Origin of the sequence: Bradyrhizobium sp. Ce-3 (assembly GCF_022835695.1) — a bacterium.
Lineage (GTDB): Bacteria > Pseudomonadota > Alphaproteobacteria > Rhizobiales > Xanthobacteraceae > Bradyrhizobium.
Genome location: NZ_BQUV01000005.1, coordinates 216,156 through 241,948 on the forward strand (window position 1 = coordinate 216,156; position 25,793 = coordinate 241,948).

31 protein-coding genes are annotated in these 25,793 nt (G+C 62.0%); 27 read left to right on the forward strand and 4 right to left on the reverse strand.

What is annotated here, in order from left to right:
• Nucleotides 1–17 precede the first annotated feature (17 nt).
• From BRSPCE3_RS18935 to BRSPCE3_RS18950, 4 genes are all read left to right on the forward strand, one after another.
• Nucleotides 18–281: a hypothetical protein gene (locus tag BRSPCE3_RS18935; protein ID WP_244067559.1), complete on the forward strand. Its 264-nt coding sequence runs from the start codon at nucleotides 18–20 to the stop codon at nucleotides 279–281.
• Between the two features lie 7 nt (nucleotides 282–288).
• Entirely contained in the window at nucleotides 289–780 is a 492-nt protein-coding gene (locus BRSPCE3_RS18940) for a hypothetical protein (RefSeq protein WP_244067560.1), read from the forward strand.
• Complete coding sequence (locus tag BRSPCE3_RS18945; RefSeq protein ID WP_244067561.1) at nucleotides 752–952, forward strand: hypothetical protein; 201 nt, start codon at nucleotides 752–754, stop codon at nucleotides 950–952. Before BRSPCE3_RS18940 ends, BRSPCE3_RS18945 begins: the two co-directional genes overlap by 29 nt.
• A 61-nt stretch (nucleotides 953–1,013) precedes the next feature.
• Nucleotides 1,014–2,006, forward strand: a complete 993-nt coding sequence (locus BRSPCE3_RS18950; RefSeq protein ID WP_244067562.1) for a phage tail protein — start codon at nucleotides 1,014–1,016, stop codon at nucleotides 2,004–2,006.
• A 5-nt stretch (nucleotides 2,007–2,011) separates the two neighbouring features.
• Here BRSPCE3_RS18950 and BRSPCE3_RS18955 read toward each other — a convergent pair whose 3' ends face one another.
• Nucleotides 2,012–2,746 (reverse strand): DapH/DapD/GlmU-related protein, encoded by a 735-nt coding sequence (locus tag BRSPCE3_RS18955; RefSeq protein WP_244067563.1) that lies wholly within the window; start codon nucleotides 2,744–2,746, stop codon nucleotides 2,012–2,014.
• On the opposite strand from BRSPCE3_RS18955, the gene BRSPCE3_RS18960 reads away from it, so the two are divergent.
• From BRSPCE3_RS18960 to BRSPCE3_RS18995, 8 genes are all read left to right on the forward strand, one after another.
• Nucleotides 2,736–3,440, forward strand: a complete 705-nt coding sequence (locus BRSPCE3_RS18960) for a hypothetical protein (RefSeq protein WP_244067564.1) — start codon at nucleotides 2,736–2,738, stop codon at nucleotides 3,438–3,440. The two genes, BRSPCE3_RS18955 and BRSPCE3_RS18960, sit on opposite strands and share 11 nt — an antisense overlap.
• 2 nt (nucleotides 3,441–3,442) lie before the next feature.
• Nucleotides 3,443–3,799, forward strand: a complete 357-nt coding sequence (locus tag BRSPCE3_RS18965; RefSeq protein ID WP_244067565.1) for a hypothetical protein — start codon at nucleotides 3,443–3,445, stop codon at nucleotides 3,797–3,799.
• A 3-nt stretch (nucleotides 3,800–3,802) separates the two neighbouring features.
• Nucleotides 3,803–4,186, forward strand: a complete 384-nt coding sequence (locus BRSPCE3_RS18970; protein WP_244067566.1) for a hypothetical protein — start codon at nucleotides 3,803–3,805, stop codon at nucleotides 4,184–4,186.
• A 4-nt stretch (nucleotides 4,187–4,190) separates the two neighbouring features.
• Nucleotides 4,191–4,484: a hypothetical protein gene (locus tag BRSPCE3_RS18975; protein WP_021080409.1), complete on the forward strand. Its 294-nt coding sequence runs from the start codon at nucleotides 4,191–4,193 to the stop codon at nucleotides 4,482–4,484.
• Between the two features lie 75 nt (nucleotides 4,485–4,559).
• A complete protein-coding gene (locus tag BRSPCE3_RS18980) occupies nucleotides 4,560–4,988 on the forward strand; it encodes a GNAT family N-acetyltransferase (protein ID WP_244067567.1) in 429 nt (142 codons plus the stop codon).
• Between the two features lie 364 nt (nucleotides 4,989–5,352).
• A complete protein-coding gene (locus tag BRSPCE3_RS18985) occupies nucleotides 5,353–6,579 on the forward strand; it encodes an acyl-CoA dehydrogenase family protein (protein ID WP_244067568.1) in 1,227 nt (408 codons plus the stop codon).
• A gap of 10 nt (nucleotides 6,580–6,589) precedes the next feature.
• Nucleotides 6,590–7,144, forward strand: a complete 555-nt coding sequence (locus BRSPCE3_RS18990) for a flavin reductase family protein (RefSeq protein ID WP_244067569.1) — start codon at nucleotides 6,590–6,592, stop codon at nucleotides 7,142–7,144.
• Complete coding sequence (locus BRSPCE3_RS18995) at nucleotides 7,141–7,827, forward strand: TetR/AcrR family transcriptional regulator (protein ID WP_244067570.1); 687 nt, start codon at nucleotides 7,141–7,143, stop codon at nucleotides 7,825–7,827. The genes BRSPCE3_RS18990 and BRSPCE3_RS18995 overlap by 4 nt, the downstream gene beginning before the upstream one ends.
• Nucleotides 7,828–7,833: 6 nt before the next feature.
• Here BRSPCE3_RS18995 and BRSPCE3_RS19000 read toward each other — a convergent pair whose 3' ends face one another.
• Together BRSPCE3_RS19000 and BRSPCE3_RS19005 are read right to left on the reverse strand one after the other, a co-directional pair.
• A complete protein-coding gene (locus tag BRSPCE3_RS19000; RefSeq protein ID WP_244067571.1) occupies nucleotides 7,834–8,709 on the reverse strand; it encodes a polysaccharide deacetylase family protein in 876 nt (291 codons plus the stop codon).
• Nucleotides 8,710–8,724: 15 nt separating this feature from the next.
• The gene (locus BRSPCE3_RS19005; RefSeq protein WP_244067937.1) at nucleotides 8,725–9,813 is read right to left on the reverse strand and encodes an LLM class flavin-dependent oxidoreductase; all 1,089 of its coding nucleotides are present in this window, start codon (nucleotides 9,811–9,813) and stop codon (nucleotides 8,725–8,727) included.
• A gap of 167 nt (nucleotides 9,814–9,980) precedes the next feature.
• Between BRSPCE3_RS19005 and BRSPCE3_RS19010 the strand changes: the two genes are divergently transcribed.
• From BRSPCE3_RS19010 to BRSPCE3_RS19045, 8 genes are all read left to right on the forward strand, one after another.
• Nucleotides 9,981–10,862 carry a xanthine dehydrogenase family protein subunit M gene (locus BRSPCE3_RS19010; protein WP_244067572.1) on the forward strand — a complete coding sequence of 294 codons (882 nt, stop codon included), beginning with the start codon at nucleotides 9,981–9,983 and terminating at the stop codon, nucleotides 10,860–10,862.
• Nucleotides 10,859–11,344: a (2Fe-2S)-binding protein gene (locus tag BRSPCE3_RS19015; protein WP_244067573.1), complete on the forward strand. Its 486-nt coding sequence runs from the start codon at nucleotides 10,859–10,861 to the stop codon at nucleotides 11,342–11,344. Before BRSPCE3_RS19010 ends, BRSPCE3_RS19015 begins: the two co-directional genes overlap by 4 nt.
• Nucleotides 11,341–13,731 (forward strand): xanthine dehydrogenase family protein molybdopterin-binding subunit, encoded by a 2,391-nt coding sequence (locus BRSPCE3_RS19020; RefSeq protein ID WP_244067938.1) that lies wholly within the window; start codon nucleotides 11,341–11,343, stop codon nucleotides 13,729–13,731. The genes BRSPCE3_RS19015 and BRSPCE3_RS19020 overlap by 4 nt, the downstream gene beginning before the upstream one ends.
• Before the next feature lie 68 nt (nucleotides 13,732–13,799).
• A complete protein-coding gene (locus BRSPCE3_RS19025) occupies nucleotides 13,800–15,053 on the forward strand; it encodes an ABC transporter substrate-binding protein (protein ID WP_244067574.1) in 1,254 nt (417 codons plus the stop codon).
• Between the two features lie 53 nt (nucleotides 15,054–15,106).
• On the forward strand, nucleotides 15,107–15,991 hold the full coding sequence (locus BRSPCE3_RS19030; RefSeq protein WP_244067575.1) for a branched-chain amino acid ABC transporter permease: 885 nt from the start codon (nucleotides 15,107–15,109) through the stop codon (nucleotides 15,989–15,991).
• Nucleotides 15,992–15,998: 7 nt separating this feature from the next.
• A complete protein-coding gene (locus BRSPCE3_RS19035) occupies nucleotides 15,999–16,985 on the forward strand; it encodes a branched-chain amino acid ABC transporter permease (RefSeq protein WP_244067576.1) in 987 nt (328 codons plus the stop codon).
• The gene (locus tag BRSPCE3_RS19040; RefSeq protein ID WP_244067939.1) at nucleotides 16,982–17,752 is read left to right on the forward strand and encodes an ABC transporter ATP-binding protein; all 771 of its coding nucleotides are present in this window, start codon (nucleotides 16,982–16,984) and stop codon (nucleotides 17,750–17,752) included. The genes BRSPCE3_RS19035 and BRSPCE3_RS19040 overlap by 4 nt, the downstream gene beginning before the upstream one ends.
• 3 nt (nucleotides 17,753–17,755) lie before the next feature.
• A complete protein-coding gene (locus BRSPCE3_RS19045) occupies nucleotides 17,756–18,460 on the forward strand; it encodes an ABC transporter ATP-binding protein (RefSeq protein WP_244067577.1) in 705 nt (234 codons plus the stop codon).
• 36 nt (nucleotides 18,461–18,496) lie between these two features.
• On the opposite strand, the gene BRSPCE3_RS19050 is transcribed toward BRSPCE3_RS19045, so the two are convergent.
• The gene (locus BRSPCE3_RS19050; protein ID WP_244067578.1) at nucleotides 18,497–19,891 is read right to left on the reverse strand and encodes a zinc-binding dehydrogenase; all 1,395 of its coding nucleotides are present in this window, start codon (nucleotides 19,889–19,891) and stop codon (nucleotides 18,497–18,499) included.
• Between BRSPCE3_RS19050 and BRSPCE3_RS19055 the strand changes: the two genes are divergently transcribed.
• From BRSPCE3_RS19055 to BRSPCE3_RS19085, 7 genes are all read left to right on the forward strand, one after another.
• Nucleotides 19,832–20,839 (forward strand): ABC transporter substrate-binding protein, encoded by a 1,008-nt coding sequence (locus BRSPCE3_RS19055; protein ID WP_021080426.1) that lies wholly within the window; start codon nucleotides 19,832–19,834, stop codon nucleotides 20,837–20,839. The genes BRSPCE3_RS19050 and BRSPCE3_RS19055 overlap by 60 nt on opposite strands.
• Nucleotides 20,840–20,877: 38 nt before the next feature.
• Nucleotides 20,878–21,693, forward strand: a complete 816-nt coding sequence (locus BRSPCE3_RS19060) for an ABC transporter permease (protein WP_244067579.1) — start codon at nucleotides 20,878–20,880, stop codon at nucleotides 21,691–21,693.
• Nucleotides 21,694–21,697: 4 nt separating this feature from the next.
• Nucleotides 21,698–22,483 (forward strand): ABC transporter permease, encoded by a 786-nt coding sequence (locus BRSPCE3_RS19065; protein WP_244067580.1) that lies wholly within the window; start codon nucleotides 21,698–21,700, stop codon nucleotides 22,481–22,483.
• Nucleotides 22,480–23,538, forward strand: coding sequence for an ABC transporter ATP-binding protein (locus tag BRSPCE3_RS19070; RefSeq protein WP_244067581.1), 1,059 nt, complete (start codon nucleotides 22,480–22,482; stop codon nucleotides 23,536–23,538). Before BRSPCE3_RS19065 ends, BRSPCE3_RS19070 begins: the two co-directional genes overlap by 4 nt.
• A gap of 9 nt (nucleotides 23,539–23,547) precedes the next feature.
• Complete coding sequence (locus tag BRSPCE3_RS19075) at nucleotides 23,548–24,387, forward strand: phosphodiesterase (RefSeq protein WP_244067582.1); 840 nt, start codon at nucleotides 23,548–23,550, stop codon at nucleotides 24,385–24,387.
• A gap of 260 nt (nucleotides 24,388–24,647) precedes the next feature.
• Nucleotides 24,648–25,385 carry a Crp/Fnr family transcriptional regulator gene (locus BRSPCE3_RS19080; RefSeq protein ID WP_244067583.1) on the forward strand — a complete coding sequence of 246 codons (738 nt, stop codon included), beginning with the start codon at nucleotides 24,648–24,650 and terminating at the stop codon, nucleotides 25,383–25,385.
• 138 nt (nucleotides 25,386–25,523) lie between these two features.
• Nucleotides 25,524–25,784 (forward strand): hypothetical protein, encoded by a 261-nt coding sequence (locus BRSPCE3_RS19085; protein WP_244067584.1) that lies wholly within the window; start codon nucleotides 25,524–25,526, stop codon nucleotides 25,782–25,784.
• Nucleotides 25,785–25,793: the final 9 nt, after the last annotated feature.

Genomic DNA, 25,793 nt, shown 5'->3' on the forward strand with positions numbered 1-25,793 from the left:
CAGTTTGGATTTTCGCAATGACGGATACTCGGGATTTTCTTGAACGCGGCGAGTCGATCGTGGAAAAAATCACTGGCCAGCCCGCTACCGCTGGCGAAATCGCCGACAATTTTGCCCTTTTTGGCTTGAGCAAGCGCGTCGCCGCCCTGGACTGCCTCGACGCCGAACTCGGCGGCGAGATTGATTCAGGCTCGCATAGCCTCCGGCGCCATGTCCGCCTGCAGGAACTGAGGCGGAGGATGACCGATCTCCATCATGCGCTGCGCAAGGTGAGGCGCTGAAGCGGCGATGGTCAATCCCGTGCTGGCAACGCTTGCGCAGGCTCGCCTGCGCACCGCACCACTATTCGTCCGTTGGTGCGCGTTGCACGGCGTGGCGTCGTGTCCGGCTGCCCCGGCCATCGTTGCGCGGTTCGTGGCCGACTGCGCATCCCTCGGCATCGAGCGGCTGTGGGGGGCGGTACAGGATATCTCGAAGCTGCATGTGTCGGCGGGTCTCGCCGATCCCACGCTCGGAGGCGTGGCTGCGGCAGCAATCGCCGATATTGCCGGAATTGAACCACCGAGGTCTTGGCCGGACGATAGCAAGCAACGGTTTCGGTCGCTGCCTTACGATCTGCAGATGTTCATCGCAACCCATGAGGCGCGCCGCGACAAGGCGTTGCGGCGTGCTCAAAACGAAGTGGCCGCGACGCTGAAGCGATTTGAAGCGCTGCAGCGGTCCGCTCGCGCAGAGCCAGAAAGGACAAGAAATGAAGCAAGCTCGCCTGCCACCGCTTGAAAGCCGGATCAACGAATTGCGTGCCGAAATTGAGGCCATTATCGATGCGCGCGCACAAGCCGTGGCCAGGGAAAGCCCCGGCGTGCCCATCGGTGTGATCCGCAACCTGCTGATCGCGCGGGCACCTGCCTGTCCATGCGCGCAATATCTCCAGCTTGGCCGCGCGGAATAGCGGCGAGGCCGTCGCACATCGGTGAGCGTCAGCCTCGCGAATTCATCAAGGGAAAGGTACCATGACTCTCTACAAATGGTCGCGGGTCGCGGCCTCGGACGCAACCGCGGACAGCTCGATCAATTGGCAGGAAGGACAAGCTCCTTCCAGCGTCAATGACTCCGCCCGTGCGATGATGGCGGCCACCGCGAAGTATCGTGACGACATCGCCGGTGCGATTGTTACAAGTGGGTCCAGTGCGGCCTATGCACTGTCAAGTTATCAGCAATTCGACAGCTTCACGAACATGAATGGCGCGATGATTGCTTTCACGCCGCATGCCACAAATACGAGTTTTGGCGTCACGTTCAATGTCGATGGTCTCGGAGCACGAGCGCTGCGCAGCGCGCCCAGCGTTGACATTCTTCCCGGAATGATCGTCCAAGGGACGCCTTATGTCGCAACCTATAGCAACGCCGATGGCGCATGGTATTTGCACGGAGTTTTCGGCAATCCGTACAATGTACCGATCGCAGCCGGAATGGATTATTGGGGCTTTTCGGCGCCGAATAGTTCGTTTGCTTTCCCGATCGGGCAGGCAGTCTCTCGCACGACCTATTCCGCTCTGTTCGCGTTGATAGGAGCGCAATACGGCGGCGGTGATGGATCAACCACGTTCAATCTCCCGGACAAACGCGGGCGCGCTTCGGCATGCGTCGACAATATGGGAGGAACGTTTGCGAACCGCATCACTACCACCGTGAATAGCAACGCTAATCTGGGCGGTACTGGAGGGGTTGAGGCAAATGGTCTCGTTACAGCGAACCTGCCACCCTATACGCCGTCAGGATCGGTGTCAGGCAGCATAACTGGAAATGCCTTTGCGAACTTCTTTTCGGTAAATACAGGATCCGCAGCAAACACATATAGCCCGTCTACGGGTACGGCAAGCCCTCTGGCGGTAACGGGCACATTCTCCGGGTCTTTGTCAGGCAATGCCCAAGGCGGCACAAGCTCACCCTTTACGAATCTTCAGCCAACGATCCTTTGCAACTACATCATGCGGATCATCTGACCTGGTCAGATGATAATGCTCCTGCTAATAACGCTACCGGGCGCAACGATCACGTTGGGTCCGATCTCCACTCCGCGCAAGATAATTGCTCCTGCCCCAATGTGAGCGCCGTCGCCGATTACAACCGGGCGCTCGGCAAGTTCAATTTGCTTCGGGTGTCCAACGGTAAAGATGCTTCTGATCTGGTCGTGTCGCTCTTGGGCGCGCAGCGGATGTGTGTGGTTGTCGAAAATGTTCGCACCGGGGCCGATCACGACGTTATTGCCGATTTTGATGGAGCCGCCTGACCAGATGCGAGCGCCGATATCAACGTAGCAATTGCTCCCGATCTCGATATCCCCGCCGTGGGCAAAAACGAACAGCTCGCCGCCAATGAAAGAGTTTGCGCCGACCCTGATGTGTTCACTGCTCTGGCGAGCGTTGAGTATCCTGGCTTTCCGGCCAAGTTTTGCGCCTTGCGCGAGCTGGCAGGTGGGGCGCCCGAGCAGGCTCTTCGCCAAGAATCCTAGATTGGCCTGAACCATCGCCTGAGATCGGCCTTGAGAAAGAGCCACGTCGATTTCAGGACAACCTTCCAATAGGGAAGGATGCGCGGGTCTCGTTGGAAGCGTCCCATATCGGTGTGCATCGCTCCCGTTTACCACCACAACCCATAATCGGCAATAATCAGAAACGATATTGCAATGCAATCCAAGCCGCCTTCGGGCGGCTTTTTTCTTTGGAGCTTCAATGGCTGACATTGTTTCGCTTCAGGCTGCGAATGCTGGGCGCTGGGCAAAGGCTAAACTGACCCGAAGCTTCGCTGGCGTCGCAGCCAGACTTGTCGATCCCGCCGCCAAAGCCCGCTATCAGGCTGTGTCGGCCAAAACCGGCGTCCCCTGGTTCTTCATCGCCGTCGCTCATGAGCGAGAGGCCTCCCAGAATTGGGACACTCAGCTTGGGCAGGGTGACCCCCTCGGAAGCGTCTCCGTCCATGTTCCGAAGGGAAGGGGACCGTTCAAGACCTGGGAAGACGGCGCTTATGATGCCCTCGTCAACTGTGCTCCGTTTGCTGCTCGCAACCAAGACTGGTCGGTCGGCGGCATGCTGACCATGCTCGAGCAATACAATGGGCTCGGCTATGCCGCTCGCGGCAAGCCATCGCCTTATATCTGGTCCGGCACCGATCAGTACGTCTCGGGCAAATACGTCCGAGACGGGGTCTTTGACGCGAACGCTGTCGATCAGCAGTTGGGCTGCGCGGGCCTGTTGCGGACGATGATGCAACTCGATCCGACCATCGCGTTCAGCGAGGGGAAGACCGCCCCAGTGCCAAGGCCGCCCCCGCCGGCGTCGAAGCCACCTGAAGCGACCCCATCGATCCATGCTCCCGCCAAAGGCTCCCTCGGAGCCTTTTTTGTTGATCTCTTCAAATCTCTCATCGGAAGGAAATGACGATGCTCTGGCTTTTCCTGATTTTGCCGGGACTGCTCTGTGCGTATTTCGTGGTCGTGCGGCCGATCCTGCATGTCATTCCGGCTCTTAAGTCGTTCTATGACGAAGCCGATACGTTCTGGGGAAAGGCCTGGGCAATCACTGGGAGGTCCGTGACGGTGGTCTGGGGTCTCGTCCTCACTGGGATTGGAACGGTCTTTCAGTGGCTAGATCCGATCGCATCTGCGTTTGGCGATCCCGATCTCAAAGCTCAGGTCATGGAGGCGTTGAAGAACAATCCCCGATATCTCGCCTACACAATGATCGGAATCTCGACGATTACGATCGTTGCGCGTCTGCGGTCGGTGGGTAAGAGCTGACCCATGTGGATGACTATTCTTTCCTTCGTCGGCGGTCCTGTCATCAAGGGCCTGATCGATGCGTACCAAGCCAGGCTAAAGGCAGGAAACGTCGACAGCAAGATTGCCGCCGATCTCGCCGCCAGTGAGATCGCCGCGCAAGTGGCGGAAGTGCGGGCACATAGCCAACTCAAGATCGCCGAGATCGGCCATCCTTGGGAGCCGGACAAGCTGGCGTTCTATGTGACGTTGGTCTTTTACGCAAAATGCGTGATCTGGGACAAAGTTCTTGGGCTTGGCACCACGCCGCAGCTTGCGGGAGACGTGAGCACCTGGGCTGGCATGATCATGGGCTTCTACTTCGGAAAGCGTACTTTTGAGAATGTCGCCCGCATCATACGGAGGTGATCCGATGCACGAAGCCGATATCAAGGCAATCGTGATGGAAACGCTGATCGAACAGGATCGAGTCCGCAGAAGCGACATCGACGCGGTCGTGGTCAAGACCATCGCGACAGTCTTGACTTCATTTGGATTTGAAGAGGGTGACCGGCGAGAATTGCGCGCGGACTTCCAACACCTCCGGCGGTGGCGACGGAGCGTGGAGCAGGCTCAAAGCTACACGTTCAAGGCAGTGATCACCGTGATCGCCACTGGATTCCTCGGCGCCGTCTGGCTGGGTATTAAGGCCACGCTTGGAAAGTAGTTCGTGTTGCGGCTGAAGTGGGCGCGTCTCGCTCTGGGCGGAGAGCCAGGGGCCTGAAATCTTGAGGTGCGAGCAATGTACAGGATACGCGAGGTTGACTCGCAGGACGAAGAGGTCACGGATGCGCTCGCCGAGCTTCATCAGCTCACCTTCTGCGACGGGACTCGTCTGCCCGATTTCGAGCCGGGGTATTGGTGGATTGCTTTCCGAGGGCCAATGCCGATTGGATTCGCAGGCGTCGTTCCGTCAACCCATGTTGCGAACGCCGGATATCTCTGCCGCGTTGGCGTCGTGATGCCGCACTGCGGCCACGGCCTGCAAGTGCGGCTTACGCGGGCGCTGGAAGCGCGAGCGCGGCGGGTTGGCTGGAAAACGATCGTCTCGGATACGACGGACAATTATTTCTCGGCCAACAACTTCATCCGGCAGGGATATAAGCTCTTCGAACCTGCCTCACCCTGGGCATGGCAGCATACGCTGTATTGGCGGAAAGAGCTCGCGTAGATCCCGTGAGGCGCGTCGGGCATTGCCAACAATTCGACGACGTGCCCGGTGGCCGGAGCCACCGGGCATTTTTGCATTTCTGAGCCGTAGCCGGCACGCTAGCAGGCCGAAGTCGTTAGCTGGAGTTCGTGCAACGCATCGGATCTTGGGTGAGAAGATGCTAGAATGCCCAGACCCGTGTAGACGGGCGTCGTTGGAGGCGTTCCCCAACAATGGGGCGCCTTGCGCCGGTCGCGGGACTTGAGGATTGAATTCGCGAGACGCCTCCTGTGCGTCTTGATCTCTGGTGATCGATCGATAAACTGCGCCGTGTGGCTCGATCGCATTGCGCGAATACCTGGGAGATCGAACGAAGGAAGAGACCATGGTTGAGATTGGCCGCGGGCTCGACGCGAAGGTGCCGCCAGGTCCGGATATGGATCGTTATTCGGCTATGGTTGCACGAGCCAGGACGCTCGTTCCGGCTTTGCGTGAACGGGCGTCGCGGACCGAGGAACTGCGCCGCCTGCCCCCGGAGACCGAGCGCGATCTGCATGATAGCGGGCTGTTCCGGATCCTTCAGCCCAAACGCGTCGGGGGCAGTGAGCTCGACTATGTTGCATTGGTCGATTGCGCGGATGCGTTGGGCCAGGGAGATGCGTCGGTCTCCTGGAATTTTGCCAACCTTGCAAGTCACCACTGGATGCTGGGTATGTTCCCGCCCGAAGCGCAGAGCGCGGTGTGGGGCGAGAATCCCGATGCGCTGATTGCATCTTCCTTTGTGTTCCCGGCAGGTCGGGCCAGGAAAGCAAGCGGCGGATATCTGCTGAGCGGTCATTGGCCGTTCTCGTCCGGGGTCGAAGCATGCGGGTGGAACATGCTCGCGAGCGTGGTTGCCTCGGATGACGAGGCTGACGGCGTGGAGTACCGGCTATTCCTGCTGAACAGGCGCGACTACAGCATTGACGACACCTGGAATGCGGCCGGCCTGCGCGGAACAGGATCGAACGATGTACGAGTGACTGACGCATTCGTTCCCGAGCACATGACGGTTGCCGTGAGCGATCTTGCGGGCGGCCCAACGCCAGGCAGTGTCGTCAATCCGAATGCGCTCTACATGCTTCCGGTTTTCTCGTTGTTCCCCTATGTGCTGTCTGGGGTCGGTCTCGGTAATGCCCAGGCTTGCCTCGACGACTATGTCGAGATCGCGCGACACCGTGCCTCGACATATAACCGGGCCAAGCTCGGCGATCTGCAGAGCACCCAGATCAAGATTGCCGAGGCGTCCGCGAAAGTGGATGCCGCGCGGCTGATCATGCGCACGAATTGCATTGAGGTGGTTGCGGAGGTCCGGCGTGGTGAGATCCCGAGCATAGCGGCGAAGACGAGGCTCCGGCGCGATGGCGCCTTCGCGGTGAATCTGTGCACCGAGGCAGTCTCTCTTCTGTTTGCAGCGAGCGGGGCGCGCAGCCTGTTCACCTCCGGGGCGTTGCAGCGCCAATTCCGCGACGCACACGCAGTGAACTCGCACCTCGCCTTCAACTTCGACGCGGCGGGCACCAATTATGGACGGGTGGCTCTTGGACTGCCGTCTGAAAATCTGACGCTTTGAGGCCGGCCGGATGTCCGACTCACCCAAACATCCGCCGGATCCGGCCAGCGAGCTTGCAAGCGACAGTTCGACGATCGATCCTCGCGACTTCCGCAACGCGCTCGGAATGTTTGCGACCGGCGTGACGATCGTCACCGCGATGTCGGCCGAGGGGCGGCCATACGGCATTACTTGCAATTCCTTTGCATCGGTGTCGCTCAACCCGCCGCTGGTGCTGTGGAGCCTGGGGATGTTCTCGCAGGGACTGCCAATCTTCCAGAATGCCAGCCATTTTGCGGTCAACGTCCTTAATGCGTCGCAGCAGACGCTGGCGATGCAGTTTGCCAGGTCCTCGGGTGACAAGTTTGCGGGCCTGAGCTGGACGCCGGGGCTCGGAAACGCTCCTGTGCTAGCGGATGTGGTCGCAAATTTTCAATGCCGTGCCGCCAACCGCTACTACGGTGGAGATCACGTCATTTTCCTGGGAGCGGTGGAAGCCTACGCATATAACGGGAACGATCCGCTGTTGTTCGCGCGGGGAGGTTTTGGCCGGTTCCTGGCTGACGATGGTGGCAAGACATCATGAATCGAAAGGCGCCAGTCAAGCGAGCGCGGGCCAAGCAAAAGCGATTGTCGGCTGACGATCGTCGCAGCGAGTTCGTCATCAAGGCGACCGAGCTGTTTGCAGAGGAGGGATTCGGCGGCGGCACGCGTGCGCTGGCGCGTAAGCTCGGCGTAACTCAGCCGCTGCTTTACCGCTACTTTCCGAGCAAGGATGATCTCATCAAGGAAGTCTACCGCAAGGTATATCTCGAACCCCTGGAGATCGGCTGGGAGAAGGTACTTGCGGACCGGTCGCGTCCGCTTCGCATAAGGCTGCAGGAATTCTACGAAGTCTATACGGATGCGATCTTCAACCGAAAATGGCTGAGGATCTATCTCTACTCCGGCCTGAAGGGCCTCGATATCAATCGTTGGTATGTTGGCATGGTCAAGGACAAGATCCTGACGCGCATTCTCAGGGAATGCCGCCACGACGCCGGCCTCGCCATGCAAAGCAGGCCCAGCGCGGCCGAACTGGAGTTGGCCTGGGTGTTTCACGGCGGCATCTTCTATTATGGCGTACGCAAGTACATCTACGAAGCGCCCGTCCTGGAGGATAAGGCGCGGATGATCAGCGATGCGCTGGATATCTTTCTTGCGGGATTTGAGAGGATGGCGGAAAGCGCGACCGATCGTCGACGGGCGCCGATCAAAATCGTCGGCTGAGCTAGACTATTTCGCCGACATTTGATCCCGGTACCAATCTCCGATCTCGCTCGCCGTCATCAGCGCCACGCCTTCATGGCCGACGACATAATCGAGCAGGGCCTCCAGGTATTTGATTCGATGCGGCACCCCCGTGATGTAGGGATGCACCGAGATTGCCATGATCCGTGCGTTCTCTGCGCCTTCGAGATACAGCCGATCGAACTGGTCGGTACAGCGCGTCAGGAACTGTTCCGATGGGAGGTGCTGCAGCGCGTGAATGACGATATCGTTGGTCTCGACGGAATAGGGAATCGTGGTCACAGTTCCGTGCGGCGTGGCGATATCCTGCGGAAGATCGTCGATCACCCAGTCAGCTACATACTCGATTCCGTTGAGACGTAGGAGATCGAGCGTTTCTTCGGTCTCCGTCAAGCCCGGGCTTTCCCATGACCGCGGTGGCTTGCCGGTAAATCCGGCAATGGTGTCGACCGCGCGCTTGATTGCATCCGCCTGGTTCTCGAGCTTGTGCATCGGCCCCTGGACAAAGCCGTGTCCCATGAATTCGAAGCCCGCTTCGCGCGCCGCCGACGCCACCCGCGGATAGCTGTTGCAGACGTTGGCGTTCGCGGCCAGCGTCACCGGGATCTTTCGGTCGGTGAGGGCCTTGAATTGCCGCCAGAAGCCGGCGCGCATACCGTATTCATGCCACGACCAGTTCGGCACGTCGGGCAGCAGGGGCTGGCCCATCGGCGGGCTCAGCACGGTGCGCGGCATCGCATTCCCGATGCGCCATTCCTCGACATTGAGGATGACCCAGACGGCGAGCTTCTTGCCATCGGGCAATGTCAGTTTCGGCCGATCGACCTGCGCCTGATATGGAATGCGATCAGTGAAAGCCATGTCGAAACTCCTTGATCACGCCGATGATCCAGCATGAATCCGCGGGAGGACCTTCTCGGCCATCAGGATCATCGATTGACGCCCGAGCTCGCGATCCTTCCAATCCTTGCCGGCATAGAGCAGGGTTCCGAAGGTGCCGATCTCTTCCCGGAACGCCAGCAGCTGGTCGGCCACGCTTTCGGGTGTGCCGTAGATGATCAACTTGTCGCAGATCGACTCCAGCGTCACCTCTACGTCAGGTTGGTCTCGCCGCGTCTTGAACAGCTCGAGCCGGCCGCTACGTTTCAGCTTCGTGAACAGCTGATGATAATAGTACACATAGGGACTGTCGGGCGATGTGGCATAGGCCTTCGCGGTTGCTGCGTCCCTCGCCACGAACACGCTCTTGGCGACGCGCCAATTGCCTGGATCGGCTGCCCGGTTCACCCGCGCGCAACCCTCGACATATTTGAGCCAATGGCTTTTCACCCAGGCGGGCATCAGGAAGTTGGCCGAGATCGGATCCCAGCCGCGCGCCGCGGCTTCCGTGACGCCTTTTGAGAATGGCGCAACCGCGGTCACCACGATCGGCGGGTGAGGGGTCTGCAGGGGGCGAGCTACGATTCCCTGGCCGACGTCCTCGATCAGAGTCCTCGTGACCGAGACATTCCAATACTTGCCCTGCAAATCATAGGGCGGTTTGCCGGCCCAGATATCGAGAACCTGATTGATCGCCTCGAGGAACATCGCATTGCGGTCGGCATCGAGATTGCCGAAAATCTCCGCATCGGACAGCAATCCGCCCGGACTTATTCCGAGGATGAAGCGCCCATCGAGCATGTGATCGAGCATGGCGACGGAAGCGGCGACCGCTGCCGGATGGGCGTTCGGCATATTGATAGTGCCGGTTCCCAGCTTGATCTGCTTGGTTGCGGCCGCGAGCCAGGCAATGAATGCGATGCTGGAGGTGATGTTCTCGGCCCTGTCGGTGACATGCTCGCCGACATATGCCTCGGAGAAGCCGAGCTCATCCGCGAGCAGGAAGGCCTCGCGATCCTCCCGGAGCGATTGCCGCCAGTCCTTGTCGAGAGGATGGATCGGCATCGTAAAGAACCCGAGCTTCATGATCCGCCTCCCCGCGTTGAACTTTAGTTGGCTAGAAACCTGCGTCCTTCGCAAGGCGAAGACAAGCCCTGCCGCGTAAATAATCACTCGATAAACAAGCTTGACCTTTGAGCAGGGCGGCCCTCTAATCGGGCAAACCAAAATTGGGTCCGGGAGGCCACGCCCACATGAAAGCTGCGGCTTTCGCCTACGCCCGCGCGACCAGCGTCGTGAATGCGTTGGAGCTGCTCGCCGCGCATGGCGACAGGGCGAAGGTTCTGTCGGGCGGCCAGAGCCTGATGCCGGCGATGAACTTGCGGCTCCTGTCTCCCGACATTCTGGTCGATATCGGCGGCCTCGCCGAGTTGCGCGGCATCGCGGTGAGTGGACGCGCGCTGGTGGTTGGCGCGCTGACCCGGCATGTCGATCTGCTGAGATCGCCGGAGATTGCGCTGCACGCGCCGTTGTTGCGCGATGCCGTTGCCCACGTTGCTCATCCCGCAATCCGAAATCGCGGCACGATCGGCGGCAGCCTCGCTCACGCCGACCCAGCGTCGGAACTGCCGGCCTGTGTTGTCGCGCTCGACGCCACGATCGTTGTGCGTGGCCCGGCCGGCGAGCGCCGGATTGCGGCGACGGAGTTTTTCAGGGGAATCTACGAAACGGCGCTGTCGTCGGACGAATTGCTGGTCGCGGTGGAGATGCCGGTGGCAGGCCACGACGCGTCATTCTTCTTTCAGGAGTTTGCCCGGCGGCATGGTGACTATGCCGTCGTTGGGCTCGCCGCGCGCGCTGTTGTTGCCGCTGGCAGGTTCTCGGATCTTCGGCTCGGCTTCTTTGCTGTTGGCGATCGACCGCTGCTCGCGTCGGCCGCCGGGAAGCTAATCGATGCACCCGTGACGCCCGCCTTGCTCGCGGAGGCGACGACAGCGCTGGCCGATGAACTCGATCCGCAGGAGGATCAGCAGGCGAGCCCGGCGATGCGCCGGCATCTCGCTGGAGTCTTGCTCCGGCGCTGCGTGGCCGCGTTGCTGGCGCGCCCCGAACTGGAAGCAGGAGCGACCAGATGAGCGCTCCGGTGCCGGTCTCACTGCTGGTCAACGGCGAGCCGATCGACGGCCTTGTCCTGCCGCGGCTCAATCTCGCCGATTTCCTTCGGGAAAACCTCAAGCTGACCGGAACTCACGTCGGCTGTGAGCACGGCGTCTGTGGTGCCTGCACCGTCCGGATCGATGGCGAGATCGTGCGCTCCTGCCTGATGCTGACTATCCAGGCGCAGGGCACGTCGGTCGAGACGATCGAGGGATTGTCCGACAACGGCGAGATCGCGGATCTTCAGGCGGCGTTCCGCGAACGCAATGCTTTGCAGTGCGGCTACTGCACACCGGGGATGCTGATGACGGCGCAGGATCTGCTGAAGCATCCGTCCGTGCCCGATCGCCAGACGATCCGCGAACATCTTTCCGGCAATTATTGCCGCTGCACCGGCTATCAAGCCATCGTCGACGCCGTGGAGGCGACCGCCAGGAAGCGTGCGGAGCGCCGGGCATGACAGTCACCCGTGCTCCAGCAGAAGCGCTCTCGGTGCTCGATCGCCCGAATTCCTATATCGGCAAGACGGTGCCACGTCCGAACCTCGACAGGCTGCTGCAGGGGCGCGGACAATATGTCAGCGACCTGGAATTGCCGCGGATGGCGCATGTGGTCTTCCTGCGGTCGCCCCATGCCCATGCCAGAATCGTGGCGATCGATGCCGACGCAGCACGGCGCATGTCGGGCGTTATTGCCATTGTCACGGGTCGCGAGCTCGAGGCGGTCATCACGCCTTGGGTCGGCGTCCTCTCGCATCTGAAGGGATTGAAGTCGGCCCCGCAGCACGCGATCGCGGTCGACCGGGTCTGCTGGCAGGGTGAGGCAGTCGCAGCGATTGTGGCGACCAGCCGTGCGGCCGCGGAAGATGCCATGGAGCATGTATCCGTCGGCTACGAGGAACTCGAGGCGGTCACGGACATGCGCACTGCGCTCGATCCGGCGACGCCAGTCATTCACGCCTCGCTCGGCGACAATCTCGCCTTTGAACGGACGCTTGATGCCGGTGATGTCGACCAGGCATTGTCTGAATCGGAGGTCGTCGAGGCGGACTTCGTGTTTGGGCGCCACACCGGCGTGACGCTCGAACCGCGGGCGGTGGTTGCCGACTGGAATGCGGCGGAGGCGCGGCTGACGATCTATCAGGGCACGCAGGCACCCCATATGGTGCAGAACATCGCGGCTCTGCATCTCGGGCTACGGGAGGCGCAGGTCCGGGTGATCTGCAAGGATGTCGGCGGTTCGTTCGGCATCAAGGTCCACATCTATGCCGACGAGATGGCGACATATGCGCTGTCCAAGCTGCTGCGCCGGCCGGTCAAGTTCGTGGCCGACCGGGTCGAGAGCTTCAACACGGACATTCACGCGCGCGATCATCGATGCAGAGGCCGGATCGGTGTCGGGCCGGACGGCACCATCACGGCCTTCGAGATCGATGACCTAACGGGGATCGGTCCCTATTCGATGTATCCGCGGACCAGCGCCATCGAGGCCAATCAGGTAGTCAATCTGGTCGGCGGGCCGTATGCCACGGCGAACTATCGGGCGCGAGCGCGCGTCGTGTTCCAGAACAAGAACGTGATGTGCCAGTACCGGGCGGTCGGGCACCCGATCGCCTGTTCGGTCACCGAAGGCCTGGTCGACCTTGCCGCAGCGAAGATCGGCATGGATCCCGTCGAAATCCGTCGGCGCAATTTGATCGCCGACGATGCTTATCCCTGTGCATCGCCCTCGGGGATGAAGTTCGAGCAGCTTTCGCACCACGCCTCACTGACCAAGCTGCTTCAGATGATGGACTACGACGCATTGCGGGCCGAGCAGATGGCCTTGCGCGCCAGCAACATTCATCGCGGCATCGGGATCGCCAGCTTCATCGAGGTGACCAATCCCAGCGCCGCCTTTTACGGCGTCGGCGGCGCGCGAATTTCGTCGCAAGATGGCGTTGCGGTTCGGCTCGACGCGCAGGGCTCGGTGATCTGCCAGACCAGCATCACGGAGCAGGGGCAGGGCTCGGAGTCGCTGACGGCCCAGATCGTCGGTAGCGTGCTTGGGGTGTCGATGGAACGGGTCCGCGTGATCCTGGGCGACACCGATAACACGCCCTATGGCGGCGGCACCTGGGCTTCGCGCGGCGCTGGTATCGGCGGAGAAGCCGCGCTGCAGGCCGCCAAGGCTCTGCGAGAGAATGTTCTGAAAGTCGCCGCGGCCATCCTGCAATCGACGCCGGCTGAGCTCGATATCGTCAACGACAGCATCGTCAACGCCGCCGACGGCGCACCGCGCATCGAACTGAACGAGTTGGCGCGGACGGTTTATTTTCGGCCGGACACCCTCCCGCCGGGCATTCAGCCCGAACTGATGGCGACCCGGCATTTCGTTCCGCGCCAGTATCCCTTCGCGTTCACCAACGGCATTCAGGCCGCTTGGCTTGAGGTCGATACCGAGACCGGCTTCGTGACGCTGCTGAAGCATTGGGTTGTCGAAGATTGCGGCACCATCATCAATCCGCAGCTGGTCGACGAGCAGATCCGCGGTGGGGTCGTGCAGGGGCTCGGTGCGGCGCTGTTCGAGAAGTGCATCTATGACGAGCGTGGTCAGCTGACCAACGCCAATATGGCGGACTATCTGGTCCCGATGTCCGCCGAGATGCCCGATATCGAGATCGGCCACGTGGTGTCTCCGACACAGGAATCGGAACTGGGAGCCAAGGGGGCGGGCGAGGCGGGGACTGCCGGCGCGGCGGCTGCGGTTGCCAACGCGGTCAATGACGCCCTCCGGCCATTCGGCGCAATAATTACCGAGATTCCGCTGACGCCTCAGGTTATCCTGACGGCCTTGGGACGGATCTGAGGTGGAGACGTTTCAGGCAACGACAATACGATAAGCAAAACACAGACAGTTCTTGGGGAGGAATAGTCATGACGAGCAAGGTCACCGAAGCTGGATCGATATCGCGGCGTCGCCTGCTGACGACGGCAAGCGCCGGCGCCGCTCTCGCCGTCTCGCCGTTTCGCATCAATCTGCTGCAGGCCGAGGAAGCACCGATCAAGATCGGCTTCCCTGTTCCCTTGACGGGTCCTTATGGGGCCGAGGCCCAGGACCAGGTGCGGGCCGGTCAGCTGGCTGTCGCCCAGTTCAATGATGCCGGCGGCCTCAACGGCCGCAAGGCCGAGCTTGTCGTGCGCGACGACAAGCTCAATCCCGGCGAGGCGGCGACGCGGACACTGGAACTGGTCGAGAAGGAGAAGGTGAACTTCGTCGTCGGCAGCCTGTCCGCAGCGGTTCAGCTTGCGATCAACAACGTCACCAAGGAACGTGGCGTCATCTTCAATTCGATCAGCCAGTCCGACGCCATCAACGAGGCGGCTGACTTCAGCAAATTCACCTTCCACGAAGCGCTGAACCCGCACATGACGTCGGGGGCGGTCGGCCGCTACGCCTTCGCCAAATTCGGCAAGAAGGTTGCGTTCCTCACAGCGGATTACGCTTACGGTCACGAGATGGTTCGCGGCTTCCTCGAGGTCGGCAAGGAATTCAACATCGAGAACCTCGGTGACATCCGCCATCCGCTCGGAACGACCGATTTCTCCACCCTGCTGCCCCGTCTCCAGGCGCTGAAGCCCGATATTCTCTGCATCAGCAATTTCGGCCGGGACCAGCAGATCGCGCTGAAGCAGGCCACCGACTTTGGTATCAAGAAATCGATCCAGATCATCGCGCCGCTGCTCTCGCACGCCAGTCGTGTCGCCGCTGGTCCTCAGGCATTCGATGGCGTCGTCGGCGGCTGCTCGTTCTACTGGGGGATCGAAGACAAGTTTGCCTCGACCAAGGCGTTCAACGACGCATTCCGCAAGATGTATGACGGCAAATTGCCCACCGATTACGGCGCGCTCGGCTATGGTGGTGTTCGGACCGTGCTCGAGGCGGTCAAGGCAGCCGGCAGCGTGGAGACCGACAAGGTGGTCGGGGCATTGGAGGCCCTCAAATACGATTACTACAAGGGACCGCAATACTACCGCAAATGCGATCACCAGTCGGTGCAGTCGGTGCTCGTGATCAAGTCGAAGTCCAAGGACATGAAGAACGAGTCCGACGTGTTCGAGGTCTTGTCGACCGAAGAGCCCAACGAAAAGAACCTGCGCAGCTGCGAAGCGCTTGGTCACAAGAGTTGAGCGCGTGCGATGGCGCGCGCCACAGGACGGTGCGCGCCATATTGGGGTGACAAATGGCGGGCCTGAGCTTTGATCTGATTGCGTTGCAACTGTTCGCCGGGCTGGCGCTCGGCGCGATCTACGTGCTGTTTGCAATCGGGCTTTCGCTGATCTTCGGGATGCTGACGGTTGTCAATTTTGCCCATGGCGCGTTCTACATGGTCGGCGCCTATGTCGGACTCTATCTAATTTCCATCGGAGGCAATTTCTGGATCTGCCTCGTGGCTGTGCCGATCCTGATCGGGTTGTTCGGCCTTGCCGTCGAACGCGTGCTGATCCGGCCGCTCTATGGCCGCGGCATCGACTATCCGCTGCTGCTGACCTTCGGGCTGAGCTATGTGATGGTCGAATGCGTGCGCATTGCGTTCGGCAAGACCGGCTATCCGTTCGATACGCCCGAGGTCCTGCAGGGCGCCGTCAACATCGGTGTCGGCTATTTCCCGCTCTACCGCCTGTTCGTGATCGGCGCGACCGCTGTCGTCCTGCTGGCGCTCTGGCTCTTTCTGGAGAAGACCAGCTTCGGGCTGATTATCCGCGCCGGGGCGCGCGATCCGCAGATCGTCCGCGTCCTCGGGGTCGATGTTTCCAAGGTCTGGCTGATCGTGTTCGGAATCGGCACCGCGATTGCGGGCTTCGCCGGCCTGCTGGCGGCCCCGCTCCAGGGCGTCATCCCGGAGATGGGCGGCACGATCCTCGCCGAGGCTTTCGTGGTGACGGTCGTGGGTGGGATGGGTTCGATCGGTGGCGCGGTATTGGCGGGCCTGCTGGTCGGTGTGGTGGTCAGCATGACCTCGCTGTTTGCGCCCGAGATGGCCAAGGTATCGATTTTTGCCCTGATGGCGATCGTCCTGATCGTCCGCCCCCAGGGCTTCTTCGGCCGCGCCGGATTGATGAGCTGAAGCGGCCATGACCGACGCCACCGAATCCATCAAGGAGCCGCGGACCAGGATCGTCAGCTGGTACGAGTTCGCAACGCGTCATCGCGCCAGCATCGCCGCCGCGGTGATCCTGGTGTTCCCGCTGCTGATGCCGTTCACGGCTCTCGCCGTGAACATCCTGATCTACGGGCTGTATGCTCTCGGCTTCAACCTCGTGTTTGGCTATCTGGGTCTCCTGTCGTTCGGGCATGCCGCGCTGTTCGGGACCGGCGCCTACTTCTGCGGCATCGCCATCGTGCACTTCGGCTGGCCGTGGTATGCCGCGATCGCGGCGGGGATCGCCGGTGGCCTGCTGATGGCGCTGTTGATTGGCGTACTCGCGATCAGAACCCGCGGCATCTACTTCGCCATGGTGACAATGGCGCTGTCGCAATGTGTGTACTACCTGTTCTATCAGGCCGTTGACTTGACCGGCGGCGAAAACGGGCTTCGCGGCATCAACGTCCGCACCATCGATCTGTTCGGCCTGCGGATCGACTTCATCAATCCGATGGTCCGCTACTACGTCATCGCGGCCTTCGTGATCGCCGCATTCTTCGTGATGTCGCGCATTCTGGCGTCGCCGTTTGGGGCGGTCATCGAGGCGGTGCGGGAGAACGAGATGCGTGCCCGTGCGTCGGGCTACGACGTGACCAAGGTGAGATTGCTGACCTTTGTTTTGTCGGGCGGCTTCTGTGGCCTCGCGGGTGCCTTGCAGGCCTTGCATCTGTCGATCGTTCCGATCGAGATCCTGCACTACGAGACCTCGGGTCTGGTGGTGATGATCGCATTGCTGGGCGGCATGGGGACGTTCTTCGGGCCAATGGTCGGTGCCGCGGTCTTCCTGGTGCTGGAGAACGTGGTCTCGGTGTGGACCGTTCATTGGCAGCTCATCGTGGGCGCCATCTTCATCGCATGCGTGCTGTTCTTCCCGGCCGGGATCTGGGGCACGCTGATCGCGCGGGGCAGACGATGAGCACCGCAGCAGGCCAGGCGAACGAAATCATTCTGCGCACCAGGGGCGTCGGCAAGACGTTCGGCAAGTTCGTCGCGCTCAACAACATCTCCGCTGAGTTTGCCCGAGGAGCGATCACTTCCATCATTGGTCCGAACGGTGCCGGAAAGAGCACCTATTTCAATTTGCTGTGCGGCGCCTTCGCTCCCACGAAGGGCAGCGTCGAGTTCGAGGGCAGGGATGTCACCGGCCTGCCGCAACACCGCTTTGCGCATATGGGGATCGCAAAGTCCTTTCAGATCACCAGTGTGTTTCCGCAGCTCACGACACGCGAGAACATCCGCGTCGGTCTGCAGGCCCTGGTGTCGAGATATGACATCTGGCGGCCCCGCGCGCGCCTGACCGAGCTGGTCGAGCGCGCCGACGAGCTGTTGGAGCTGGTCGGGTTGTGGGCATCACGGGAGCGCGCCGCCAAGACGCTGGCACACGGCGAGCAGCGGGCGCTGGAGATCGGCATGGCGCTCGCCAGCCAGCCGCGCTTGCTGCTGCTGGACGAGCCGACGGCCGGCATGAGCCCGGAAGAAACCCGGACCATGATGGATCTGATCGTGAAGCTCGCCAAGGAGCGCACGGTCATTCTCGTCGAGCACAAGATGAAGCTGGTGCTCGGGATCAGCGATCGCATCCTCGTGCTGCACCACGGAGAGCTGCTCGCCGAGGGAACGCCGCAGGAGGTCCGGCAGAACGAGGCGGTAAAGCGCGTTTATCTCGGCCAGCGGGAGCATTGACGAATGCTTGAGATCGGCAAGCTCAATGCCTGGTATGGCGCCAGTCACGCGCTGCAGGACATCAGTCTCGAGGTGACGCGGGGCGAGATCGTCTGCCTGATCGGCCGCAATGGGGCCGGCAAGACGACGACGCTGAAATCGATCATGGGCTTGATGGGGCGGACGCGCGGCTCGGTGACCTTCAAGGGTGAAGAGTTGCTGCATCGGCCGGCGCATGTGCGCTTTGCGCTGGGGCTCGCCTATGTTCCCGAAGAGCGGCGGATCGTGCAGGGTTTGTCGGTGCGGGAGAATTTGCGGCTCGGCCTGGTAGCGTCGCCGGCGAAGAAGCGGGAAGCCGAGCTGATCGACGAGATCGCGGCGATATTCCCCCGGCTGGCCGAGCGCCTGGACCAGGAGGCGGTGACGATGTCCGGCGGCGAGCAGCAGATGCTGGCGATCGCGCGCGCGATGATCGCAAAGCCTGACCTGATCATGCTGGATGAGCCGTCGGAGGGCATCATGCCGGTGCTGGTCGACGAGATGTTCGAGTTGTTCCGCGGCATGAAGGCGCAGGGAACGACGGTGCTGCTGGTCGAGCAGAACGTCGAGCTCGCGCTTGGTATCGCCGATCGTGCCTATGTGCTGGATCAGGGCTCCGTGGTGCACCAGGCGTCCGCGCAGGAATTGCTGGCCGACGACGAGATCAAGGAGCGCTACTGTTCGGTGTGAGCAGGATCGGCTCTCTCGCTAACCCACGAACAAACTTCACTCCGCGGCGCTCGCGATTGCGTCGGCCTTGCGATTGGTCACGACGACCTTGATCGCATCGTCCACGCGGTCCCGCGCATATCTCAGCGCGGTCGGCAGGTCGGCCAGCGCAAACGTATGCGTGTGGATCCTGGTCGCGTCGAACCGCTTCGCGGCCATCAATTCCATTGCGCGGTGGGTGGCGCTCTTGCCTTCGCCACGGATGCCGTAGGCGTAGATGTTGTTCCGCACGAGATGGGCGATGTCCAGCGTCGCGGCTTCGTGCGGGAAGGCGGCCAGACAGATCTTGCCGCCGCGATTGGTCATGTGAATGGCCTGGTTGAGTGTCGCTTCGGTGCCGGCACATTCGACCACATAGTCCGCACCGATCCCCCCTGTGAGTTGCCTTACGACCTCGACGGCATCTTCGTCGTTGATGTTGATGACGCGGTCGGCCCCCAATTCTCCGCCGATCGCGAGCCGCTTGTTGCGCGTGCCGGTCAGGATCACCGGGCTCGCACCAAGCGCCTTGGCCACGGCAACCGCGAGAAGTCCGATCGGCCCCGGGCCGATCACCACGACGCTCTCGCCGGCCACCAATCCCCCCAATTCCGTCAAGCCATACATCGATGTCCCTGCGGTCACCACGAGGGTCGCTTCTGCGTCGCTCATCGTATCCGGGACGCGCGCCAGCGTATTGATATGATTGACCGCGTATTCGGCGAATCCGCCGTCGGTCGTAAAGCCGTTGGCGCGGTGACCCTTCTCCGGCTTTCCATAGTTGAGGCATGACGTGTACATGCCCTGACGGCAGCGTTTGCATTGGCCGCAGCCGGCGTGGATCTCGACGCTGACCCGCTCACCGATCCTGAATTCGTCGACATCAGGGCCAAGCGCGGCGACCGTGCCCATGTATTCGTGGCCCGGCGTGAAGTTCTTGTTGAAGGGCGCGCCCCCCTGAATGCTTGCCGGCGACCCGGCATGGATGATCTCGAGATCGGTGGCGCAGATCGCAACCGCGTCGATGCGTACCAGCACCTCGGCACGCGACGGGACCGGCGTCGGCTTTTCGCGAAGCAGGAGCTGGTCGGGGTCACCAAGGACCCAGGCCTTCATCAGGTCGGGAACGGCAAGGTCGGGCGACGTCTTGACGCCGGGCGGCTGGTACATGGGCGCGTCCTCTTTTGGCAGCCAGCCTAGCGCGAAATGACGGACCCCCGCGAGCATCCGATCGCTGGTGGGCTGTTTGCTGCACGGCAGCAAGCGTCGCAAAACCTTCATACGCGGCCTATACTTGGTCGCTCCGTTGATGTTGAAATCCGCATCGCATCCTCTTCCAGACCGGAGCCTCCCATGAAGACCGTCCGCCTTGTCCTTGCGTTGCTGGCGCTGACACTGATCGCGCCGTGGCAATCCGCCAGGGCGGCCGACGTGATCTGCTACAATTGTCCGCCGGAATGGGCCGATTGGGCTTCGATGCTGAAGGCGATCAAGGCGGACCTGAACTACGATATCCCGCACGACAACAAGAATTCCGGCCAGGCGCTGGCCCAGATCCTGGCTGAGAAGAGCAATCCGGTCGGCGATATCGGCTATTTCGGCGTCACCTTCGGCATGAAGGCCAAGGCTCAGGACGCACTCGAGCCCTACAAGCCGGCGCATTGGGATCAGGTCCCCGCCGGCCTCAAGGATCCCGACGGCTACTGGACCACGATCCACTCCGGCACGCTCGGCCTGTTCGTGAACAAGGACGCGCTCGGCGGCAAGCCGGTGCCGGCCTGCTGGAAGGACCTCCTGAAGCCCGACTACAAGGGGATGGTCGGCTACCTCGATCCGTCCTCGGCTGCGGTCGGCTATGTCGGCGCTGTTGCCGTCAATCTGGCGCTGGGCGGCTCACCCGCCAATTTCGATCCGGCGATCAACTTCTTCAAGGAACTGCGCAAGAACGATCCGATCGTGCCCAAGCAGACGTCGTACGCCCGCGTCGTCTCTGGTGAGATGCCGATCCTGTTCGACTACGACTTCAACGCCTACCGCGCGAAGTACTCGGAGAAAGGCAACTTCGAGTTCGTGATTCCCTGCGAGGGATCGGTGGTGTTTCCCTATGTCGTCGGCCTCGTGAAGAACGCGCCCGACAAGGAGAAGGCCAAGAAGGTGATGGACTATCTCTTGTCCGACAAGGGACAGGCGATCTGGACCAATGCCTATCTGCGTCCGGCGCGGCCGATCGAACTGCCGGCGTCCGTGAAGGGCAAATTCCTCCCCGACAGCGACTATGCCCGCGCCAAGAGCGTCGACTGGGGCGAGATGGAAAACGTGCAAAAAGCCTTCGTCGACCGCTATCTCGCCGAGGTCCGCTGAGGCAATATGGTGCCCCTCGCTGGGGCACTCATCTTCCGATGTCGCAAAAGTCCTTCGTTTGGCTCTGCCTGCTGCCGCTTGCGGTCGTGACCACGGCATTCTTCCTGTTGCCGATGGCGCGGCTCGTGGTTGCCGGCGCCGAGGGGCCGCACGGGATCGCCGGATATCTCGCCATTCTGACCGAAGGCCGTTATCGCGCGACGCTGATCAATACGGTGCTGCTGGCGGCCGCGACTACGGTCGTCACGCTGATCGTGGCGACGATCGCCGGAATGTTCCTGCAGCGGCACCGCTTTCCCGGGCGGGCCGTGCTGATTGCGATGCTGACCTTTCCGCTGGCGTTTCCCGGCGTGGTGGTCGGCTTCATGATCATTCTGCTGGCGGGGCGGCAGGGCCTGATCGGCGATCTCTCCAACCGGATCTTCGGCGAGAAGTTCGTGTTTGCCTATTCGATCTACGGGCTCTTCCTCGGCTATCTCTACTTCTCGATCCCGCGTGTGATCCTCACCATCATGGCGGCCGTGCAAAAGCTCGATGTCGGTCTGGAGGAGGCGGCGCGTTCGCTTGGCGCCAGCCCCTGGGCGGTGCAGCGTGACGTCGTGCTGCCGGCGCTGGCGCCGGCGTTCGTTGCGTCGGGTGCGATCGCATTTGCGACCGCAATGGGCGCCTTCGGCACCGCGTTCACACTGGCGACGAACATCGACGTGCTGCCGATGCTGATCTACACCGAGTTCACGCTGGCCGCCAATTTCGCGACGTCAGCCGCGCTGTCGGTTGGGCTTGGCTTGATCACCTGGCTCATTCTCGCGCTTGCTCGCACGTTCAGCGGTAGCGCCGTTGCGGCTGCCGGGTGACAGCATGCGCGATCGCCTGATCTTCACCGGCCAGTTCGTCTTCACACTGCTCGTCGCGGCATTCCTGGTGGTGCCTGCGGCGCTTTCGATCTCCGCCGGTGTCACCGTCAATTACTTCCGGGGCATTCAGTCCGGCGTGACCTTGCAATGGGTCGCGCAGGTCTGGGAGCTCTATGCCGGCACGATTCTGCTCTCCTTCGTGATCGCATTCGCGACACTTGCCGTCACGCTGCTTGCCGGCGTTCCAGCGGCCTACGCCCTGCATGCGCGGGGCGGCCGGCTTGCCCGCATCGTCGAGGAGATCATCACGCTGCCGCTCGCGATCCCGGGGCTTGCGATCGCGCTTGCGCTGTTGCTCGCCTATGGCAGCTTCGGCGGCTTTCGCCGTTCCTGGCTCTTCATCCTGGTCGGCCACGTGATCTTCACCATGCCATTCATGGTGCGCTCGGTGATGGCGGTGTTTGCGACCGTCGACATCAAGACACTCGACGAAGGAGCGGCCTCGCTCGGCGCATCGCCCTGGCGGCGCTTCTGCGATGTCATCGTGCCGAACGCGCTGCCAGGAATTCTGGCCGGCGCGCTGATGGTGGTCACGCTGTCGCTCGGTGAATTCAACCTGACCTGGATGCTCCATACGCCGTTGACGAAGACGCTGCCGATCGGACTGGCCGACAGCTACGCCTCGATGCGGCTCGAAGTGGCCTCGGCCTATACTCTGATCTTCTTCGTGATGATCATTCCGCTCCTGGTCGCGATGCAACTGCTGGCCGACAGGGATCACAAGCGATGAGTACGGCGGGGCACGGTGCAGCGGTGCGGATCGAGAGCTGCGGCAAGACGTTTGCCGACGGCACGCGCGCGCTCGATCCCGCAACCCTCGACATCGCGCGTGGCGAGACGCTGGTGCTGCTCGGTCCGTCCGGCTGCGGCAAGACCACGATGCTACGCATCATCGCGGGCCTCGAATTGCCGGACGCGGGCGGCAAGGTGCTGTTCGACGGCAAGGACATGACCTCGGTGCCGATCGAGCGGCGCAATGTCGGCATGGTGTTCCAGTCCTACGCCCTGTTCCCCAACATGACGGTGGCGGACAACATCGCTTACGGACTCAAGATCCGCGGTGTTGCGAGGAGCGAGCGTGCCGCGCGCGTCGCCGAGCTGGTGACGCTCACCAACATCACGGGATTGGAGAACCGCCGCATCGACCAGCTTTCCGGCGGGCAGCGTCAGCGCGTCGCATTGGCACGCGCGGTCGCGATCCGGCCCGGCATCTTGCTGCTCGACGAGCCCTTGACCGCGCTTGACGCCGCCTTGCGCGACCGGCTGCGGAGCGAGCTCAACCGGCTGTTGCGGGCGCTCGGAATCACGACGATCTACGTCACCCACGATCAGGCCGAAGCCATGGAATTGGGCGACCGCATCGTCGTGATGCGGAAAGGCGCGATCGCCCAGATCGGTACGCCGCGCGAGGTCTACTTCGCACCGAAGGATCGGTTCGTGGCGGAATTCATCGGCGCGGCGAACATCATCGAGGGTCCGATCGAGAACGGTGTCATGCTTTTGCCCGGCGGACGGTTGCCGGTCGAAGGCGGCGCGACCACGGCGACCGCGACCGTGATGATCCGCCCCGAGACCATTCGCGTGGTTGACGCCGGGGCAGGGCTGCTCTCGGCAACCGTCGACTCCGTCAGCTTCATCGGCGACCGGCAGCGCATCGTCGTGAGCGGCGCATCGGGCAAGCCGCTCAATGTCGACGCGCCCAATTCGATCCAGGCCAAAGTCGGCGATCGAATAGGGCTTGCGATCGCACCCGGCGCCGTTCGTCTGCTTCCTTCCGAACCCTGAGATTGATCGATGCCGTCGAAACCGGTTCTCATCGCACAGATATCCGACCTCCACATCAAGCCGCCGGGAGCGCTGGCCTATGGCCGGGTCGATACCGCGAAAGCCCTCGAGCGCTGTGTGGCGGCGCTCAACGCATTCGAGCCGACGCCCGATTTCGTCGTCATCTCGGGCGACCTGGTCGATACGCCGTCGGTCGAGGAATACGACTGTCTCAAGCGATTGCTCGCGCCGCTGCGCGTTCCGTTTGCCGGAATTCCCGGCAATCACGACTCGCGTGGCTGGATGCGCGCCGCATTTCCTGCCGCACCCTATGTTCACGCAACCGGCGCGCTCGACCAGAAGATCGCGGTGAATGGCGTCGATCTGTTGCTGCTTGATTCAAGCGTCGCCGGGAAGCCGCACGGCATGCTCGAAGCGTCCACGCTGCAATGGCTGGACGCGGCATTGGCGACGGAAGCCGACCGGCCGGCGCTGCTTTTCCTGCACCACCCGCCGTTCAAGGGCGGCATCTGGCATATGGACCGCCAGGACCTCTTCAATGCCGACGAACTGGCTGCAATCGTCAGGCGTCACCCGCGTGTGCGGTTGATCGGCTGCGGGCACGTCCACCGCGCCATGCTGACGACGTTTGCCGGGATTCCCGTGACATTGTGTCCCGCGCCGAACCATGCGGTCGACCTGGACCTCGGGCAACTGCGCGAACCGTCGTTCAAGGTGGAACCGGCTGCATTCCACCTGCACACATGGTTTCGTGGGCCGGAATTTGGACAATTGGTCACGCACCAGGTCCCGATCGGGCAGTTCGACGGGCCACACCCGTTCTTCGGGCCGGACGGCAAGCTGCTCTGAGTCGGCGGCGCTGGGCGGGTCGTGGCCCGGGCATTTCGGGACAAGGCCGGTTCGCTGCCTGCAATTGCGCGTTGCATAGGCACATATTTATTCCAAATTGTACTTTGGCTGCCTTCTATCCGAACCTCACCGGCCCGGACCTTTGGTTGCTGTAGGGCCCCGGTGGGGTTATAATCCTGTCGCTTTCAATGATCGATGGCCCTGTCGGTGTCCGCTGTGCTGGCGGTCGATCGAACGCAACTCAAGCAGTCTGGATCGCGATGACCGGAGCGCCGCCCATAGAACGAACCGCCGGCGCGCTGTCGTTTTCGAACAACAAGCTGTCGGTGCTGCGCAAGCATCCTTACTTCGCCGATCTCGAGCCCGAGGCGTTCGATCAGCTCTGCCGTTACGCCAAGCACACCACGCTGAAGCGGGGCACCACGATCTTCTCCAAGGGCGATCCGGGCACCAGCCTGATCGCGGTGATTTCGGGCACGGTGAAGATCAGCATCTCTTCGCCCGATGGCCGCAACGCGATTCTGAACCTGATCGAGGCAGGCGAGATCTTCGGCGAGATCGCGTTGCTCGACGGTCTGTCGCGCACGGCCGACGCGACCGCCAATACCAATTGCGAGCTGTTCGTCATCGACCGGCGCGAGTTCATTCCGTTCGTGCGCAGCCAGCCGACGCTGGCGATGAAGTTCATCGAGCTGCTGTGCGCGCGGCTACGCTGGACCAGCGATCAGGTCGAGCAGGTCATCCTGCAGGATTTGCCCGGCCGTCTCGCCAGCGCGCTGCTGCGCCTGAGCGACAAGCACAAGCCGCAGGGGCGCACCATCTCGATCACCCAGCAGGAGATCAGCGAGATGGTCGGCATGACCCGCGAGAGCATCAACAAGCAGCTCCGCGCGTGGGCGACACGCGGCTGGGTCAGGCTCGAGCACGGCGCGATCGTCGTGCTGAAACCCGAGTCGCTGCAGGAGCTGGTCGACGCCGGAGCCGATGACGGCGAGTAGCCGCGCCGGCTGCCCGGCTGGTCTCGCATTTCACGAAGCGGTGAGCGGGACAAAGCCTGTGAAACCATTCACATCGGCCCTGCGTGCCCTGCGGTAAGTGACACTTCGGTGGATCACGTCCGCAATGTGGAGGAATCCATGCAGGGCCCTTTCGACAACCGACAGCAGGATCCGGAGAGCAGCTACAGCATCAGGCTGATCGCCGTGCCGGTGCTCGTGATCGTTGCAGTGATCGGGATGCTGGTCAGCCACCCCGCGGCGGTCAAATGGATATCGGATGCGGCGCAGGCCGAGTTCGCCGGAACCGACGCGGTCTACGCCGATCCGGTGCCCAACGTCGCGCAGCTGGCGCCAACGGCCCAGCCGCGCAACGAGATCAGGACGGTGAAAGCCTACTGATCGCCGCCG